The organism is Roseivivax sp. CAU 1753, from assembly GCF_054482575.1.
Window position 1 is genome coordinate 38,757 of the sequence record NZ_JBTLRF010000007.1, and the last position, 17,400, is coordinate 56,156.

Below are 17,400 nucleotides of genomic sequence, written 5' to 3' on the forward strand. Positions count from 1 at the left end.
ATGAACCTGACCCCCCGAGAAAAAGACAAGCTGCTGATCGCCATGGCCGCCGAGGTCGCCCGCAAGCGGCTGGCGCGCGGCGTCAAGCTCAACCACCCCGAGGCCATTGCCCTGATCACCGACACGGTCGTCGAGGGTGCCCGCGACGGGCGGTCGGTCGCCGACCTGATGCAGGCCGGGGCCGAGGTCGTCACCGTCGACCAATGCATGAGCGGCATCGCCGAGATGATCCACGACGTGCAGGTCGAGGCCACGTTTCCCGACGGCACGAAACTTGTCACCGTCCACAATCCGATCCGCTGAAGGAGCCACAAGATGAAACCCGTTCTGATCGCCCTTGCCGCAACCTTGGCCCATCCGGCCCTTGCCCATACCGGCCCGGCACTGCACCACCACGCGGGCGATGGATCCGCCCTGCCCCTGCTGATGCTGCTGTTGCTCGGGCTGGTCCTGGCCGGGGGCGCTGCCGTCATCCACGGCTGTGTCGGGGCGGGGGCGGGGACGCGGGCGGGGGCACGGGCCAAATGATCCCGGGCGAGGTTCTTGCCGCAAAGGGCGATCTGACCCTGAACGCGGGACGCCCCGTCACCACGCTGATGGTGGCCAATACCGGCGACCGGCCGGTGCAGGTGGGCAGCCACTACCACTTCGCCGAAACCAATGCCGCGCTGGATTTCGATCGCGACGCCGCGCGCGGCCAGCGGCTCGACATCGCCGCGGGCACCGCTGTGCGGTTTGAGCCGGGTCAGCGCCGCGACGTGTCGCTGGTGCCGATCTCAGGCGCGCGGCGGGTTTACGGTTTCAATCAGAAGGTCATGGGCGCGCTCGACTGAGCCGCCCCGCCGGGGCGCAGCCCCCGGCCCACGATCCGACCCAGGAGAACGCCATGCCCGCCACCATCAACCGCGCCGATTATGCCGCGATGTTCGGCCCCACCACCGGCGACCGGGTGCGACTGGCCGACACCGACCTGATCATCGAGGTCGAGCGCGACCTGACCGGCCCTTACGGCGAAGAGGTCAAGTTCGGCGGCGGCAAGGTCATCCGCGACGGCATGGGCCAATCCCAGGTGTCGCGGGCGCAGGGGGCCGTCGATACGGTCATCACCAACGCGCTGATCGTCGATCATTCCGGCATCTACAAGGCCGATGTGGGCCTGAAGGACGGGCGCATCGCCCGGATCGGCAAGGCGGGCAATCCCGACACGCAGCCCGGCGTCGACATCGTCATCGGCCCCGGCACCGAGGTGATCGCGGGCGAGGGCCGGATCCTGACCGCGGGCGGCTTCGACAGCCATATCCACTTCATCTGCCCGCAACAGATGGAAGACGCGCTGCATTCCGGCCTGACCACCATGCTCGGCGGCGGCACCGGCCCCGCACATGGCACGCTGGCCACCACCTGCACCCCCGGCCCGTGGCACATTGGGCGCATGTTGCAGGCGGCGGATGCGTTTCCGATGAACCTCGCCTTCGCGGGCAAGGGCAATGCGTCGCTGCCCGCCGCGCTCGAGGAACAGGTGCTTGGCGGGGCCTGCGCCTTGAAGCTGCACGAGGATTGGGGGACAACACCGGCGGCGATCGATTGCTGCCTCTCGGTGGCTGACGCCTTCGACGTGCAGGTGATGATCCACACCGACACGCTGAACGAATCGGGCTTTGTCGAAAATACCGTCGCGGCGATGAAAGGCCGCACCATCCACGCCTTCCACACCGAGGGCGCGGGCGGCGGCCATGCGCCGGACATCATCAGGATCTGCGGCGAGGAACACGTCCTGCCGTCGTCCACCAACCCGACGCGGCCCTTCACCGTGAACACGCTTGAAGAACACCTCGACATGTTGATGGTCTGCCACCACCTCGACAAGTCGATCCCCGAGGACGTGGCCTTCGCCGAAAGCCGCATCCGCCGCGAAACCATCGCCGCCGAGGATATCCTGCACGACATGGGCGCGTTCTCGATCATCGCGTCCGACAGTCAGGCCATGGGGCGCGTCGGCGAGGTGCTGATCCGAACCTGGCAGACCGCCGACAAGATGAAGAAGCAACGCGGGCGTCTGCCCGAGGAAACCGGCGCAAATGACAACTTCCGCGTCCGCCGCTACATCGCGAAATACACCATCAACCCCGCCATCGCGCATGGGATAAGCCACGAGATCGGCAGCATCGCCGAAGGCAAGCGCGCTGACCTGGTGCTCTGGAACCCCGCGTTCTTCGGCGTGAAGCCCGAGATGGTGCTGCTGGGCGGCACCATCGCGATGGCGCAGATGGGCGATCCCAACGCGTCGATCCCGACGCCGCAACCGGTCTATTCCCGCCCGATGTTCGGGGCGTACGGTCGCGCCGTCGAACACGGGTCGGTCACCTTCGTCAGCGCCGCCGCGCAGGATGCGGGCATCGGCCACACGCTAGGATTGGCGAAACAGACCGTCGCGGTGACGAACACCCGCAATATCGGCAAGTCGGACCTCGTCCTCAACGACGCCACCCCGAGGATCGAGGTGGACCCGGAAACCTACGAGGTGCGCGCCGACGGCGAATTGCTGACCTGCCAGCCCGCCGAGGTCCTGCCGATGGCGCAACGCTATTTCATGTTCTGACGCGCCCCCTGCCCTGCCCAGCCCTGCCCCGTCACGCCAAGCGTCCGACCAACTCCGGAGACACCCGATGCAGACCCTCACGCGCATTTCCCGCACCTATCGCGATCACAGCCACGCACCCGCGGCCGCGCGCATATCGCTGACCTACGAGGGTCGGTTCCTGCGCCGCAAGATGCTGATCACCGATGAAGGCGAGACCTTTCTGGTCGACCTTGCGCAGACCACGTCCCTTGCCCATGGTGGCGTGCTGGTGCTGGAAGATGGCCGCGAAGTCGTCGTCAACGCCGCACCCGAAGAGCTGCTGGAGGTGACCGGCCCGGATCTGCCGCGCATCGCCTGGCATATCGGCAACCGCCACACGCCCTGCCAGATCGGCCCCGACCGGCTTCTGGTGCAACGCGACCATGTCATCCGCGACATGCTGGGAAAGATCGGTGCGACAACCCGCGAGGTGACAGAGCCGTTTACGCCCGAAGGCGGCGCATATGGACATGGAAGAACACATGGCCACGCCCACTGACACGGATGTCCTGACGCTGGTCCAATGGTTTTCGCCGGCGTTCCCGGTCGGGGCCTTTGCCTATTCGCACGGGCTCGAATGGGCGATCACATCCGGCGATGTGGTGGGCGTTGACGCGGTGTCCGGCTGGATTGCCGACGTGCTGGAGCATGGCGCGGGCTGGAACGATTGCCTGTTCCTGGTCGCGGGCTATGCCGCTGAAAGCCCGGACGCGCTGACCGCGCTGGACGCGGAATGCTGTGCCCTTGCCGCCTCGGCGGAACGCCTGCTTGAGACGCGCATGCAAGGCCGCGCCTTCTGCCGGATCTTCGCGGATGTCTGGCCACATGGCGACCCCGGGGCCTTGGCCTATCCCGTGGCGGTCGGGCACGCCGCCAGATGCGAAGCCCTGCCGCCGCACCTGACCACGCAGATGTATCTGCAAGGCGTCCTGGCCAACCTCGTCTCTGCCGCCACGCGCCTCGGGGCGATCGGCCAGACCGACGGACAGCGGCTGATCCGCGATCTGACGCCGCTGGCCCTGAAGGTTGCCAGCCGGGCGCAGGATGCGGGGCCCGCGGCGATGTCCTCCACCGCTTTTCTGTCCGATATCGCGTCGATGAAACACGAAACCCAATATTCAAGGATGTTCCGCACATGACCGATATGAATGGACCCCTGCGGGTCGGCATCGGGGGGCCCGTCGGGGCCGGAAAGACCACGCTGACGGCGGCGCTCTGCGAGGCGCTGCGCGACCGGCTGTCGGTGGGGGTCGTCACCAACGACATCTACACCCAGGAAGACGCCGAGGCCCTGATGCGGCTTCAGGTGCTGCCCCGGGACCGCATCATCGGCGTGGAAACCGGCGGCTGCCCGCACACCGCCATCCGCGAGGACGCGTCGATCAACCTGGCCGCCGTGGCAGAGCTGGTGACGCGGCATCCCGACATCGACGTCGTGCTGATCGAAAGCGGCGGCGACAACCTGTCGGCGACCTTCAGCCCCGAGCTGGCGGATGTCACCATCTACGTCATCGATGTGGCCGCGGGCGAGGAAATCCCCCGCAAGGGCGGCCCGGCCATCACACGATCCGATATTCTTGTCATCAACAAGACCGACCTCGCCCCACATGTGGGCGCATCGCTTGCGGTCATGGACCGGGACGCCAAGGTCATGCGGCGGGGACGGCCCTTCGTGTTCACCTCGCTGCGCGCGCGCGACGGGGTCCGCGACATCGTGGCCCTTCTGGCCGCCATCGGCGGCATCGATGCGGGCGATACCGCGACAAAGCCCAAGGCAGAAACGGCGGACGCCTAAGGTCCAATCGCAGGCCGTGGCCCGCGACGGTCCGGTCGCGCGCCCGGTCTTGGGTCAGAAGATATCAGCGGCTGGCCGCGCTCGGCGCGACGGCGGCGTTTGCACCGCCGACACGGCATGTCAGTCGGCGACGTTGGTCAGGTAGAGGCGGATTTGCGTCACATCTTCCAACGTTGCCGCCAACTGCTCCGCGCCCTGCCCTGTCGGTCATCGCGCTGCGCATTGGGACCTGTTGGATGACACCAAACGGTTGATTGCAGTGGCAAGTTTCCTAACGATTTCAGTTTGTTGGCCAATGCCGACCCGGATGATTCGATCGTCGACGGCATTCCTACCGGGCTTGTCGAACAGCCCGTCCACTAAACCCGTGAAGATTTGGATCTTCCGGCTTTTCAACCAAACACCGCCAACCCGGCCCACTTGGACCCCCGCGCAGGCGGCGGCCTCTGCCAGCGTGTCCCGCATCGGCACTCGACCGACCGATAGACCAGCGGCTTCTTTCTACCGCCTCACTGCCCTGTCCGGGTCGTCAAACTCGAAAATCTGCACCGTGGACATTGCGCTCGGTCATGCCGGCGCAGCCGTCCTGCGGTTAACAGCTACCAAAAGCGCCAAAACCATCGAAACCGGCGAAAACTGCCCTGCCTTGGCTTTCTGAGTCAAATGCCGAGGATAATCGAGCGCGTGATCGAGGAGTTCCGCCGCCGCATCGCAACCCGGACCGTGTTGCCTCGCGCCGAAATCGTGCCGATCTTGCCGCAAGCGGCGACTGCCGGGCGGTGGATGCGGAAGACCGATGGACGGGAACCCTAAGCTCAGCCTGTCGCTCAGATGGTCCTCTCATCGCGGCCTGAACGGAACCAATGGCAGACAGATGCCCGGTCCACATCGTTGAGGAATTCCCACCACATTCGAGACACGCCCTTTTCCGATAGACCCTACGACCTCTTCGCTGTGTTCTTCGTAGGGAATGGACGGCATCGTGTCTGGGACAAGGTCAAGTTACGTTGGTCAGGTCGCACATAAAAACAACGCGGTGGCGGCAGTTCTCGCGAACAGAATGGGCATTTGCGCCGCTATGCAATCCATGGTGCCGCGCTTCGGCTTACCCAGGCCATCCGAACGACCGGCGCTCTGCGTCGCCAGACTATGGACAGAACTTCGATCTTGCACGGATTTACCAGACAGCTTTCTTGACACCTGTCCAAATTCAGTCATATCCGCCTGATGGACACCCGTCGTCATCGCACCCGGCTGAAGTTGCAGGCCGCTCTTCGCGCGCTTCTGGCCGAGAAGCCGCTTGCCGAGATCTCGGTCGAGGAACTGGCGCGCCGGGCCGGGAAGACGCGGCAGACCTTCTACGCCAACTATCGCGATCTGGCGGAGATGCTGGACGAATATGTCACCGATCTGCTTGACCTGCTGGCCAGGCGCAGCGCCATGATCGACCCCGATTGCACCGGCGAAGACCGTCTTGCCGCCCACCGCGACAAGTTTGCCGGCATCTTCCGCGATATCGACCGGTCCGATCCGCGTCTCGCGGCGCTGCTGCAAGGCGTGCCGGGTCTGGCGCCGCAAGACCGCTTTGCCGAACTGCTTGACGATCTGCTCAGGCGCAACCCCTCGAACCCCTATGCCCACGATCCGGATCTGCGCCGCGTGGCCGCCCGGTTCTACAGCGGGGCCTTCATCGGCGTGCTGAACGCCTGGCTGCAGACGCCGAACCCGATGCCGCCCGAGCGGCTGGCGCAGGCCTTCACGACACTCATCTTTCGCGGCTGGCCGGACGTCGCCCCGCTTTCCCTTTCGGAGACAGACACATGACGATTGCCCGCTTCCTGCCCCTTGTTGCCTGCCTCGCCCTCGTGACCGTGGGGTCGCGTGTCGCGCATGCGCAGGACGGCGCGGATGCCGCGCCCGACGCGGTTCTGCGCCCCGCCAAGCTGATGATGCTCGACCCCGAGCAGGCCATGCTCAAGCGCGAATTCTTTGGCCGGGTCACCGCGCGCGAAACCGTCGATCTGGCGTTTCAGGTCGGCGGCCAGATCGAACGCCTTGCGGTGACCGAGGGCGACACCTACCCGGCGGGCACCCTGCTGGCCGAGCTTGACCTTGCGCCGTTCCAGCGCAACGTGGCGCAGGCCCAGGTCAACCTGACCAAGGCGCAGCGCGACCTCGACCGGCTGAACGAACTGTCGCGCGCCAATGTCGCCGAGGTGCAGGTGCAGGATACCGAAACCCAGCGCGACCTTGCCGAGATCGCGCTCGAGACGGCGCGGGACCAGCTGGCCGATGCGACGCTGAAGGCCCCGTTCGACGCGCTGGTGGTGCGGCGACTGGTGCGCACCTATTCGACCGTCACGGCGGGCACGCCGGTGATCCGCATCTCGGACATGTCCGAGGTCCGGGTCGATATCGACGTCCCCGAGATCCTGTTCCGCCGGGCGCAATCCAACGCCGACGTGACCTTCCTTGCCTCGCTGCCGGAAAGCCCCACGGCCTACCCCCTCGATGTGCGCGAGTTCGAGGCCGAGACCGCCGACGTCGCCCAGACCTTCCGGGTCACGCTGGCCTTTCGCGACCGGCCCGACGCCTTCGTGCTACCCGGTGCCTCCGTCACGGTGACCGCCGAGGCGCGGCGCGGCGACGAGATGCAGGTGGTGCTGCCGGAAACCGCGCTGGTCTACGCGCCCGACCGCAGCACCAATGTCATGGTGTTCGAGCCGTCCGGCGACGATCCCGATGTCGGCACCGTGCGGCAGACCCCGGTCGAAATCGCGATCCGCGACGACGGGCGCGTGATCCTGCTTGATGGGCCCGGCGCCAGCACGGAAATCGTCCGCGCCGGTGCGGCCATGCTGCGCGACGGCCAGCGCGTGCGCCGCTTTACCAGCATCGGGGAATGACATCATGGGCAAGGGCATAGCGCAGGGCGCGATCGACCGGTCGTTGCTGACATGGATGCTGATGATCGGTTGCCTTCTGGGCGGGCTCTGGGGCTTTGCCGCGATGGGGCGGCTCGAGGATCCGGCCTTCACCATCAAGACCGCGGTGGTCTTCACCGAATACCCCGGCGCGTCGGCGGCGCAGGTCGCGACCGAGGTCAGCGAACCCTTGGAATCCGCCATCCAGCAGATGTCCGAGATCAAGTTCATCACCTCGTCCAACAAGCCCGGCGTCAGCCGCATCACGGTCGAGATCGAAAGCACCTATGACGGCACCGAGTTGCCGCAGATCTGGGACAAGCTGCGCAAACGGGTGCAGGACGCGCAGGGCCGACTGCCCGCCAACGCCAATGCGAGCCTCGTCAACGACAGCTTCGGCGATGTCTACGGCATCTTCTACGGCGTCACCGCGCCGGGCTTCACCGATGCCGAAAGGCACGACATGGCGGAATATCTGCGCCGTCAGTTGCTGACCGTGCAGGGGGTGGCCGACGTCGCCATCGCGGGCCTGCCCGAGGAAAACATCTTCGTCGAGCCGGACACCGCCGTGCTGACCAACCTCGGCCTGCCGCCTGCCGCGATCCTGCAGGCGATCTCGGAATCCGACAGCGTGGCGGACGCGGGCTCTGTCTCGATGGCGGGGCAGGAAATCCGCATCGCCGCCCCCGAAGGGTCGGGCACGGTCGACGAGATCCGCAGCCTGACCATCGGTGTCAATGGCGAGGTGATCGAGATCACAGACATCGCCCGCGTCTACCGCGCCCGCGTGGCGGACCCCGCGATGATCATCCGTTTCAACGGGGCCGAGGCCTTTACCCTCGGCGTGTCCGGCAAGGAGGGAGAGAACATCGTCGATGTCGGGCGCGGCGTCGATGCCAAGCTCGACCAGTTGCAGTCCAACATTCCCATCGGCGTCACCCTGCACCCGATCTACCAGCAGCACGTGGTGGTCGACGAGGCGTCGTCGGCCTTTCTGGTGAACCTGGCGCTGTCGGTGGCCATCGTGGTGGCGGTGCTGGCGGTGTTCATGGGCTGGCGGGCGGCGGTCGTGGTGGGCACGACGCTGCTCCTGACCGTGGTCGGCACGCTGTTCTTCATGGCGCTGGCCGACCTGCAGATGCAGCGCATCTCGCTCGGGGCGCTGATCATCGCCATGGGCATGCTGGTCGACAACGCCATCGTCGTGGCCGAGGGCATGCAGGGCGACATGGAGCAGGGCAAATCCTCGCGCGAAGCGGCGACCGACGTGGCGGGCAAGACCCAGATCCCGCTTCTGGGGGCGACGGTGATCGGCATCATGGCCTTTGCCGGGATCGGCCTGTCACCGGATGCCACCGGCGAGTTCCTGTTCTCGCTCTTTGCGGTGATCGGCATCTCGCTCTTGTTGTCCTGGGTGCTGGCGATCACGGCAACGCCGCTTCTGGGGCATTACATCTTCCGGCAGGGCGACGGTTCAAGCGGCGATCCTTACGGCGGGCCGGTGTTCCGGGCCTATGGCGCGGTGCTGCGCGGCGCATTGCGCTTTCGCTGGCTGGTGGTCGTGGCGCTGCTGGCGGTGACAGTGGTCTGCTACTGGGGCTTCGGTCAGGTCAAGCAGCAGTTCTTTCCCGACAGCAACACGCCGCTGTTCTACGTGCATTACAAGCTGCCGCAGGGCGCCAGCATCAACACCACCGCCAGCGACATGGCCCAGCTCGAAGACTGGCTGAACGGCCGCGACGACGTGGTGTCGGTGGCGACCTTCGTGGGCGGCGGGGCCACGCGCTTCATGCTGACCTATGGCCCGGAAGAGGCGCTGCCGACCTATGGCCACCTCGTGATCCGCACCGAAACCCTGGGCGATATCCCACCCTTGCGCGCCGACCTCGAGGCGTTCGGGCGCGCGACCCTGCCCGAGGGCGAGTTCCGGACCGAGCGGCTGGCCTTCGGCCCGGGCGGCGGCGCCCCTATCGCTGCGCGTTTTTCGGGCAACGACCCGGACGTGCTGCGCGCGCTGGCGCAAGAGGCCACGGACATCATGCTGCGGACCACCGACCAGGTGCAGGACCTGCGCACCGACTGGCGCGAACGCGAACTGGTGCTGCGCCCGGCCTATGCCGAGGACCGTGCCCAGACCGCCGGGGTCACCCGCGCGGATCTGGCCGCCACCTTCCGCACCGCCACAGACGGCACCACCGCGGGCGTGTTTCGCGAAGGCGACCGGCAAATCCCGATCACGGTGCGCATGCCCGGTGTTGCCGAACCGGGCGCGGCGCATCTGATCGACCAGATCGTCTATTCCAGTGCCGCGGGCGATTACATCCCGGTCGAGCAGATCATGGACGGGTTTTCCTACGGCATCGAAGACACGCTCTACCAGCGCCGCGACCGGGTGCCGACGATCACCGTCGAGGCCGGGGTGCCCGCCGGTGTCAATGCCTCTGCGGTGTTCACCGAACTGCGCGGCCCGATCGAGGCGATGGCGCTGCCCGAAGGCTACGCGCTGGAATGGGGCGGCGAATACGAAAGCTCGACCGACGCGCAGGCCAGCCTTGGCGGCCAGTTGCCGGTGTCGCTTCTGATCATGGTGCTGATCTCGATCCTGCTGTTCGGCAAGCTGCGGCAACCGCTGATCGTCTGGCTTCTGGTGCCGATGGCGGTCAATGGCGTGGCGCTTGGCCTGCTGGGCACCGGCCTGCCGTTTTCCTTCACCGCCCTGTTGGGCCTGTTGTCGCTGTCGGGGATGCTGCTCAAGAACGGCATCGTCCTGGTCGAGGAGATCGACCTGACCCGCGCCGAGGGCGTGCCGTTCCGCGATGCCATCGTGCAGGCCTCGACCTCGCGTCTGCGTCCCGTGGTGCTGGCGGCGGGAACGACGATCCTCGGGATGATCCCGCTTTTGTGGGATGCGTTCTTCGCCTCCATGGCGGTGACCATCATGGGGGGGCTGGGCTTTGCGTCGATCCTGACGCTGATCGCGGCGCCGGTGTTCTATTCGCTGATGTTCCCCAAGGCCTGGAAGACCAACAGCGCCGAACTGCCCGCGGCTCAGGCCTCGGCGGCCTGAAACGCGGCGCGCAGCACGTCCATGTCGCCGACCTGGTTCATCAGGATCAGGATCAGCCGCGCGTTGAAGGCGTGGCTTTCCTCGGGCGTCTTGCCCTCGTGATGCTCCAGCAGCAGCGCATAAGCATCGTCGGGCTGCGCGAGGTTCGGCTCTGTGGTCAGGCGCATGTGCTGGCCCCCTTTCCCATCGCGCGGTCAAGCGCGGTTTTCACGGCATCCGCATCATAGGCGGGCCAGCGCGCCGCGACGTGCTGGTCCGGGCGCAGCAGATAGACCGCCCCGGGCGCGTCGCCCAGATAGCGCGCGCGCACCTCGGGCGCGCCCGCCGGATCGACCCTCAGCACGTCGATGCCCGCGTCGTCGGGCACATCGACACCAACCGCCAGCACCTGGAACCGGTCGCCCAGCCGGTCGAGCAGAAATCCGTCGCCAAGCGGCGCATCCGGGCACGGGCTGCCGGGGCGGGTGCGATCCGGGCCACCGGGCAGCGCATCGGGCGTGTTCAGCGGTGAGCCATCATAGACGCGCGGCACCGACAGGCGGCCGGAATTGACCAGCGGTCGCGCGAAGGCATGGCGCCCCGCGAGGTGCAGCACCGCATCGCGGAACATCCGGCTGACCTCGGTCTTGGGTGTCAGGAAATCCGTCGCCCGCGTCGAGTTGAGGATGTTTTCGTCCGCCGCCGCGATGCGTTCGTCGTCATAGCTGTCGAGCAGCGCATCGGGGGCCGCGCCCGCAATCACCGCCGCCAGCTTCCAGCCCAGATTGTCGGCATCCTGCAGCCCTGAATTGGCGCCGCGCGCGCCGAAGGGCGACACCTGATGCGCGCTGTCGCCGGCAAACAGCACGCGACCATGGCGGAACCGGTCCATCCGGCGGCACTGGAAGGTGTAGATCGAGGTCCATTCCAGCTCATACTCCACATCCGCGCCCAGCATCGCATCGACGCGGGCGCGGATGTTCTCGGGGCGCAGTTCGGCCTCGCGGTCAATGTTCCAGCCCAGCTGAAAGTCGATGCGCCATATGTCGTCGGGCTGCCTGTGCAACAGCGCCGAAGCCCCGGACTTGAACCACGGCTCGAACCAGAACCAGCGCTCGGTCGGGAAATCCGCCTGCATCTTCACATCGGCGATCAGGAAATTGTCCTCGAAGACGCGCCCGTCGAAGCCCAGCCCCAGCATGTCGCGCAAGGGTGACCGCGCGCCGTCGCAGCCGATCAGCCAATCGGCGGTCAGGCTATAGTCGCCCTCGGGCGTCTCGATGCGCAGCGTGACGCCATCGTCGCGCGCCTCGACGCCCGCGACCCGGTTCTTGCCGCGCACCTCGATCGGTGCGCCGTTGGCCCGCGCGGTGTCGATCGCCTCGAACAGGAACTTCTCCATGTAGGGTTGCTGCAGGTTGATGAAGGCCGGAAAGCGGTGTCCTGCCTCGGGCAGAAGGTTGAACGAAAACAGCTCGTCGCGGTCGTGGAACACGCGCCCCACCTGCCAGACCACCCCCTTGTCGAGCATCGCCTGCCCGGCCCCCATCCGCGCCGCGATCTCGAGCGAGCGTTTGGCGAAACAGATCGCCCGGCTGCCTTGCCCCACGCCCTCGTGATCGTCGAGCACCACGACCGGCACGCCCTTGCGCCCGAGATCAAGCGCGCAGGCCAGCCCGATGGGCCCGCCGCCGACCACAATGACCGGATGATGCGCGGGCGTGTCCGCGTCCTGATCGGGATGGCGCGCATAGGGGTACAGCCGGAAGGCCAGTCGATATCGGTCTTGCAGCATGTGGTCCTCCCTCTCCGCCCGTGACCCAGGATTTTTTGTCAAAAATCCTCGGCGCCCGGCCTATCCCTGCAGCGCGTCCCACATCTCGCGGTCGCGCTCGGCGGTCCAGATGCGCGGCGTGTCGATGCCCTGCGCCTCGTCATAGGCACGCGCCACGTTGAACGGCAGGCAATGCTCGTAGATGGCGTAATCGGCGAACTTCGGGTCGCATTCCGCGCGCACCGCGTCCCACGCTTCTTTCAGGCTACCGCCCCGCGCCGCGACCTTGGCGGCGGGCCGGTAGGTGCTGTCAACGAAATCGCGGGTGCTTTCGATGGCGGTGTTGACCATCTCCTGCCCCATCAGCGCGTCGCCGCGCCCGGGTGCGATGGCATCGACGCCGTAAGCCTTGATCTCGTCCAGCGTGTATCCCCAGTCGCCGAAATGTCCGTCGCCGCAATAGCAGGCCGAGTGGTATTCGACGATATCGCCGGTGAACATGACGTTCTGGTCGGGCACGTGGATGACCGCGTCGCCGGCCGTATGGGCCCGGCCCAGGTGCATGATGTCGACGCGGCGCTTGCCGAGATAGACGCTCATGCGGTCGCTGAAGGTGGTGGTGGGCCAGGTCAGGCCGGGGATCGATTCGTGCCCCTCGAACAGGCGCGGGAAACGGCCGAATTCGCTGTCCCAGTCTTCCTGGCCGCGCTCTGCGACCATGGCGCGGGCGGTGTCGGACATGATGATCTGCGATGCGCCATAGGCCGACGCCCCCAGCACCCGCACCGCATGATAATGCGTCAGCGCGAGGTGGCTGATCGGCTTGTCGGTCACTTCGCGGACCTTCTCGATGACCTTGTTGGCCAGGCGCGGGGTTGCCTGCGCCTCGACGATCATCACCGAATCGTCGCCGATGATGACGCCCGAGTTGGGATCGCCCTCGGCGGTAAAGGCCCACAGGCCCTCGCCGACCTCGGTGAAACTGATGGTCTTCTCGCTCATGTCGCCTGCAGAGGCGAATGCCTTGGCCATGGGGCTCTCCTGTCAGATCTGCTGGGTGGTCCTTGCAACGTCCGGACGGGCCGGGCGTGCCGGACGCGCCTCGGGAATGTTCGTCAGGTTTGCGGTCGCAGTCAATGCGGGCGGCGGCAAACAACGCGACCCGCGCCGGGCAACGCGCCGGGCAACGCGCCGGGCAACGCGCCGATGCCTTGCCGTACGGCTCAGGCGGGCAACACCGCCGTCGCCTCGATCTCGACGCGGGCGGCATCCTCGATCAGCCCCGCGACCACGACCATGGTCATCGCCGGAAAGTGGTAGCCCATCACCTCGCGGTAGGCGGCCCCGACCTCTTTCTGGCGGGCCAGGTATTCCTGCTTGTCGGTGACATACCAGGTCAGCCGCGTGATATGCGCGACCTCGCCCCCCGCCGCATGCACCACATCGACGATGTTGCGCAGCGCCTGGACCATCTGGCCGATGAAGTCATCCGTCTCGAAGACCTGCTGCGCGGTCCAGCCGATCTGGCCGCCGACGAAGAGCACCCGGCCCTCGGCCAGCACGCCGTTGGCATAGCCTTTGGCGGGTTTCCAGCCTTCGGGGTGAACGGTGATGGTGCTCATGCGGCATCCTCCATGAAATGGGCCAGCATTGCCCGTTTGTCCTCTGGCCAGCGGACCGACCGCATCCTGTCGAGATCGACATAGACCAGCGTGAAATGCGCCGTCAGCCGCGCCTGCACGTCGCACTGCGCGCGCAGCACCGCATCCAGGCTGGCCCCGCCGATCCGGGTGACCGCAAGCGTCCAGTCCAGCACATCGCCCAACCGCGAGGCGGCGTGAAACTCGGTTGCGATGCGGCCCATCGGCACGCCGGTGCGGTCCCGCACGTGCATCTGCGCGAAGGGCCAGTCCAGCGCATCGCGAAACATCGTTTCGACCACTTCGTTGATCATCTCGAAATAGCGCGGGTAAAAGACGATGCCCGCCGGATCGCAGTGCTGAAACATCACCGCGTTGCGAAAGGTGTAGACCGCCATGATGACCCGCCCCGCCCGACCACAGGCCGCATGCCCGGCCCGCCATTCGCATCCGACAATCCCGCAGCGCGCCAAAAACTTCAAGCCTAAAGTTTTATACTTGAAATTTTCGCACCCCGGTGCATCATTCCCCTTTGACCGGGAACCTCAGGAAGGGTGACGCTATGAAGACCGTCTGTCTGGGTGGCGGGCCCGCCGGGCTCTACTTCGCGATCAGCCTCAAACTGCGCCAGCCCGACTCCGAGGTGGTGGTGATCGAACGCAACAAGGCCGACGACACCTTCGGCTGGGGCGTGGTGCTGTCGGACGAAACCCTCGACAACCTCGCAGAGAACGACGCGCCAAGCGCCACCGCGATCCGCGAACACTTCGCCTATTGGGACGATATCGCCGTCATCAAGGACGGCACGCGCATCACCTCGACCGGGCATGGCTTCTGCGGCATCGGGCGCAAGACCATGCTGCTCTTGTTGCAGGACCGCGCCCGCGAACTCGGCGTCGATCTGCGCTTTGAAACCGAGGTTGCCGATATCGACGCGCTGCGGCTTGAATATGACCTTGTGGTCGCCGCCGACGGGGTCAATTCGCGCACCCGCACGCTTTATGAAGACGCCTTCAAGCCCGAGATCGACACCCGCGCCTGCAAGTTCATCTGGCTGGGCACGCAGGCCAAGTTCGACGATGCCTTCACCTTCATCTTCGAGAAAACGCCGCATGGCTGGATCTGGGCGCATGCCTATCAGTTCGACGACGCCACCGCGACCTTCATTGTCGAATGTTCCGAGGCGACGTGGACGCGCGCGGGCTTCGACACCATGGATCAAGCCGAAACCATCGCCGCCTGTCAGGCGATCTTCGCGGCGCATCTGGACGGCCATGCGCTGATCTCGAACATGAAGCATCTGCGCGGCTCGGCCTGGCTCAACTTCAACCGGGTGCTCTGCGAAAAATGGCACCACGAAAATATCGTGCTTCTGGGCGATGCCTCGGCCACCGCGCATTTCTCGATCGGGTCGGGCACCAAGCTGGCGCTTGAATCCGCCATCGCGCTGGCGGATCTGGTGTCGACCAAGCCGACCCTGAAAGAGGCCTTCACAACCTATCAGGAAGACCGCCGCCTCGACGTGCTGCGCCTGCAATCGGCCGCGCGCAATTCGACCGAATGGTTCGAGGACGTGGAGCGGTATCTCGACCTCGATCCGGTGCAGTTCAACTATTCGCTGCTGACCCGGTCGCAACGCATCAGCCACGAGAACCTGCGCCTGCGCGACCCCAAGTGGCTGCGCGAGGCCGAAGAGTGGTTCCAGACGCAATCGGGGGCCAATGGCGTGCACCGCGCGCCGATGTTCGCGCCGTTCCAGTTGCGCGACATGCGGCTGGTCAACCGCGTCGTCGTCTCGCCGATGGCGCAGTACAAGGCGGTCGATGGCGCGCCTGCCGACTGGCACTTTGCCCATTACGCCGAACGCGCCAAGGGCGGCGCGGGGCTGGTCTATACGGAAATGACCTGCGTCTCGCCCGAGGGCCGCATCACGCCGGGATGCCCCGGGCTTTACGCGCCCGAACACGAGGCCGCGTGGAGGCGGCTTGTGGATTTTGTCCATGCCGAGACCGAGGCCAAGCTTTGCATGCAGATCGGCCATTCCGGGCGCAAGGGCTCGACCCAGCTGGGCTGGGAAGCGATGGACGCGCCCCTGAAAGACGGCAACTGGCCGATCTTGTCGGCCTCGGCGATCCCGTGGTCCGACGCCAACGCGACGCCCAAGGCGATGGACCGCGCCGACATGGACATGGTGCGCGATCAGTTCGTCGCCGCCACGGAAATGGCGGCGCGGGCGGGCTTCGACATGGTCGAGCTGCACGCCGCACACGGCTATCTGATCTCGTCCTTCATCTCGCCGATCTCGAACACCCGCACGGATGAATACGGCGGCAGCCTTGAGAATCGCCTGCGCTACCCGCTCGAGGTGTTCTGCGCCATGCGCGCCGTCTGGCCCGAGGCAAAGCCCATGTCGGTGCGCATCTCGGCGACCGACTGGGTCGGCGAGCGTGGCGTCGAGGGCGAAGAGGCGGTCGAGATCGCCAGCGCCTTCCGCGACGCGGGCGTCGATATCGTCGATGTGTCCGCCGGGCAGACCAGCGTCGAGGCGCGGCCCGTTTATGGCCGCATGTTCCAGACGCCCTTCTCGGACCGCATCCGCAACGAAAAGGGCATCCCGACCATGACGGTCGGCAATATCTACGAGCCGGACCACGTCAATTCGATCCTGATGGCGGGGCGCGCCGATCTGGTGGCGCTCGCCCGTCCGCATCTGGCCGATCCCTACTGGACGCTGCACGCGGCGGCAGCCCTTGGCGACGACCAGACCGCGTGGCCCCTGCCCTACCTGCCCGGACGAGACCAGATGCAGCGGCTCGCCGAACGCGGCGAAGGTCTGGGCATCCGCGCATGACGGATCTGTCGGGCAAGACCGCGCTGATCACCGGCGGCGGCACCGGGCTGGGCGCGGCGCTGGCGCTGGCTTTTGCCGAGGCGGGTGCGCAAGTCTGGATCGCGGGCCGCCGTGCCGCGCCGCTGAACGCCGTCGCCAAGGGGCACGACGCGATCCGCACGGTGACGGCGGATGTCACCGACGAAGCCTCGGTCGCCGCCATGTTCGACACGTCCGGTCCCTGCGATATCGTCATCGCCAATGCCGGGGCGTCCGCGTCGGCACCCTTTACCCGCACAGATCTGGCCGACTGGAAAGCGATGGTCGACGTCAACCTGACCGGCGCGTTCCTGACCCTGCGGGACGGCGCGCGGCATCTGAAAGGCCGCGACTGGGGGCGGCTGATCGCGGTGGCCTCGACCGCCGGGCTCAAGGGCTACCCTTACGTGTCGGCCTATAGCGCCGCCAAGCACGGCGTCGTCGGTATGGTCAGGGCCGCCGCGCTTGAGATGGCGCGGACGGGGATCACCGTGAACGCGCTCTGCCCCGGCTTCCTCGATACCGAGATGACCGAGCGGTCGGTGGCGAACATCATGGACAAGACCGGCCTCTCCGCCGAGGACGCCCGCGCCCAGCTTGAAAAGATGAGCCCCCAGCGCCGCCTGACCCAGCCCGCCGAAGTGGTCGCCGCCGCCCTGTGGATCTGCGGGCCGGGATCGGAAGGCATCACCGGTCAGGCGATCTCGATCTCGGGCGGCGAGGTCTAGCGGC

The 17,400-nt window shown here is 66.5% G+C and carries 17 protein-coding genes; 12 read left to right on the forward strand and 5 right to left on the reverse strand.

Annotated elements, in window-relative coordinates; genetic code table 11:
• From ACXYMN_RS14835 to ACXYMN_RS14880, 10 genes are all read left to right on the forward strand, one after another.
• Entirely contained in the window at nt 1-303 is a 303-nt protein-coding gene (locus ACXYMN_RS14835; protein WP_459014502.1) for an urease subunit gamma, read from the forward strand.
• A gap of 12 nt (nt 304-315) precedes the next feature.
• Nucleotides 316-528 carry a hypothetical protein gene (locus ACXYMN_RS14840; RefSeq protein WP_459014503.1) on the forward strand — a complete coding sequence of 71 codons (213 nt, stop codon included), beginning with the start codon at nt 316-318 and terminating at the stop codon, nt 526-528.
• On the forward strand, nt 525-833 hold the full coding sequence (locus ACXYMN_RS14845; RefSeq protein WP_459014504.1) for an urease subunit beta: 309 nt from the start codon (nt 525-527) through the stop codon (nt 831-833). The genes ACXYMN_RS14840 and ACXYMN_RS14845 overlap by 4 nt, the downstream gene beginning before the upstream one ends.
• A gap of 53 nt (nt 834-886) precedes the next feature.
• Complete coding sequence (ureC, locus tag ACXYMN_RS14850; RefSeq protein WP_459014505.1) at nt 887-2,599, forward strand: urease subunit alpha; 1,713 nt, start codon at nt 887-889, stop codon at nt 2,597-2,599.
• A gap of 67 nt (nt 2,600-2,666) precedes the next feature.
• Nucleotides 2,667-3,119, forward strand: a complete 453-nt coding sequence (locus tag ACXYMN_RS14855; RefSeq protein ID WP_459014506.1) for an urease accessory protein UreE — start codon at nt 2,667-2,669, stop codon at nt 3,117-3,119.
• Entirely contained in the window at nt 3,103-3,759 is a 657-nt protein-coding gene (locus tag ACXYMN_RS14860) for an urease accessory protein UreF (RefSeq protein WP_459014507.1), read from the forward strand. Before ACXYMN_RS14855 ends, ACXYMN_RS14860 begins: the two co-directional genes overlap by 17 nt.
• A complete protein-coding gene (gene ureG, locus ACXYMN_RS14865) occupies nt 3,756-4,415 on the forward strand; it encodes an urease accessory protein UreG (protein ID WP_459014508.1) in 660 nt (219 codons plus the stop codon). Before ACXYMN_RS14860 ends, ureG begins: the two co-directional genes overlap by 4 nt.
• A 1,227-nt stretch (nt 4,416-5,642) precedes the next feature.
• Nucleotides 5,643-6,239 (forward strand): TetR/AcrR family transcriptional regulator, encoded by a 597-nt coding sequence (locus ACXYMN_RS14870; protein WP_459014509.1) that lies wholly within the window; start codon nt 5,643-5,645, stop codon nt 6,237-6,239.
• The gene (locus ACXYMN_RS14875) at nt 6,236-7,321 is read left to right on the forward strand and encodes an efflux RND transporter periplasmic adaptor subunit (RefSeq protein WP_459014510.1); all 1,086 of its coding nucleotides are present in this window, start codon (nt 6,236-6,238) and stop codon (nt 7,319-7,321) included. The genes ACXYMN_RS14870 and ACXYMN_RS14875 overlap by 4 nt, the downstream gene beginning before the upstream one ends.
• Before the next feature lie 4 nt (nt 7,322-7,325).
• Nucleotides 7,326-10,406 carry an efflux RND transporter permease subunit gene (locus ACXYMN_RS14880; RefSeq protein ID WP_459014511.1) on the forward strand — a complete coding sequence of 1,027 codons (3,081 nt, stop codon included), beginning with the start codon at nt 7,326-7,328 and terminating at the stop codon, nt 10,404-10,406.
• Here ACXYMN_RS14880 and ACXYMN_RS14885 read toward each other — a convergent pair.
• The 5 genes from ACXYMN_RS14885 to ACXYMN_RS14905 form a co-directional block, all read right to left on the reverse strand.
• Nucleotides 10,388-10,573 (reverse strand): DUF2783 domain-containing protein, encoded by a 186-nt coding sequence (locus tag ACXYMN_RS14885; RefSeq protein WP_459014512.1) that lies wholly within the window; start codon nt 10,571-10,573, stop codon nt 10,388-10,390. The two genes, ACXYMN_RS14880 and ACXYMN_RS14885, sit on opposite strands and share 19 nt — an antisense overlap.
• Nucleotides 10,564-12,180, reverse strand: a complete 1,617-nt coding sequence (locus tag ACXYMN_RS14890; protein ID WP_459014513.1) for an FAD-dependent oxidoreductase — start codon at nt 12,178-12,180, stop codon at nt 10,564-10,566. Before ACXYMN_RS14890 ends, ACXYMN_RS14885 begins: the two co-directional genes overlap by 10 nt.
• A 60-nt stretch (nt 12,181-12,240) precedes the next feature.
• The gene (locus ACXYMN_RS14895; protein ID WP_459014514.1) at nt 12,241-13,191 is read right to left on the reverse strand and encodes an MBL fold metallo-hydrolase; all 951 of its coding nucleotides are present in this window, start codon (nt 13,189-13,191) and stop codon (nt 12,241-12,243) included.
• Between the two features lie 191 nt (nt 13,192-13,382).
• Nucleotides 13,383-13,781 (reverse strand): RidA family protein, encoded by a 399-nt coding sequence (locus ACXYMN_RS14900; RefSeq protein WP_459014515.1) that lies wholly within the window; start codon nt 13,779-13,781, stop codon nt 13,383-13,385.
• Complete coding sequence (locus ACXYMN_RS14905) at nt 13,778-14,197, reverse strand: acyl-CoA thioesterase (RefSeq protein ID WP_459014516.1); 420 nt, start codon at nt 14,195-14,197, stop codon at nt 13,778-13,780. The genes ACXYMN_RS14900 and ACXYMN_RS14905 overlap by 4 nt, the downstream gene beginning before the upstream one ends.
• A gap of 164 nt (nt 14,198-14,361) precedes the next feature.
• On the opposite strand from ACXYMN_RS14905, the gene ACXYMN_RS14910 reads away from it, so the two are divergent.
• Nucleotides 14,362-16,650: a bifunctional salicylyl-CoA 5-hydroxylase/oxidoreductase gene (locus tag ACXYMN_RS14910; protein ID WP_459014517.1), complete on the forward strand. Its 2,289-nt coding sequence runs from the start codon at nt 14,362-14,364 to the stop codon at nt 16,648-16,650.
• Nucleotides 16,647-17,396 carry an SDR family NAD(P)-dependent oxidoreductase gene (locus tag ACXYMN_RS14915; RefSeq protein ID WP_459014518.1) on the forward strand — a complete coding sequence of 250 codons (750 nt, stop codon included), beginning with the start codon at nt 16,647-16,649 and terminating at the stop codon, nt 17,394-17,396. Before ACXYMN_RS14910 ends, ACXYMN_RS14915 begins: the two co-directional genes overlap by 4 nt.
• Nucleotides 17,397-17,400 lie beyond the last annotated feature (4 nt).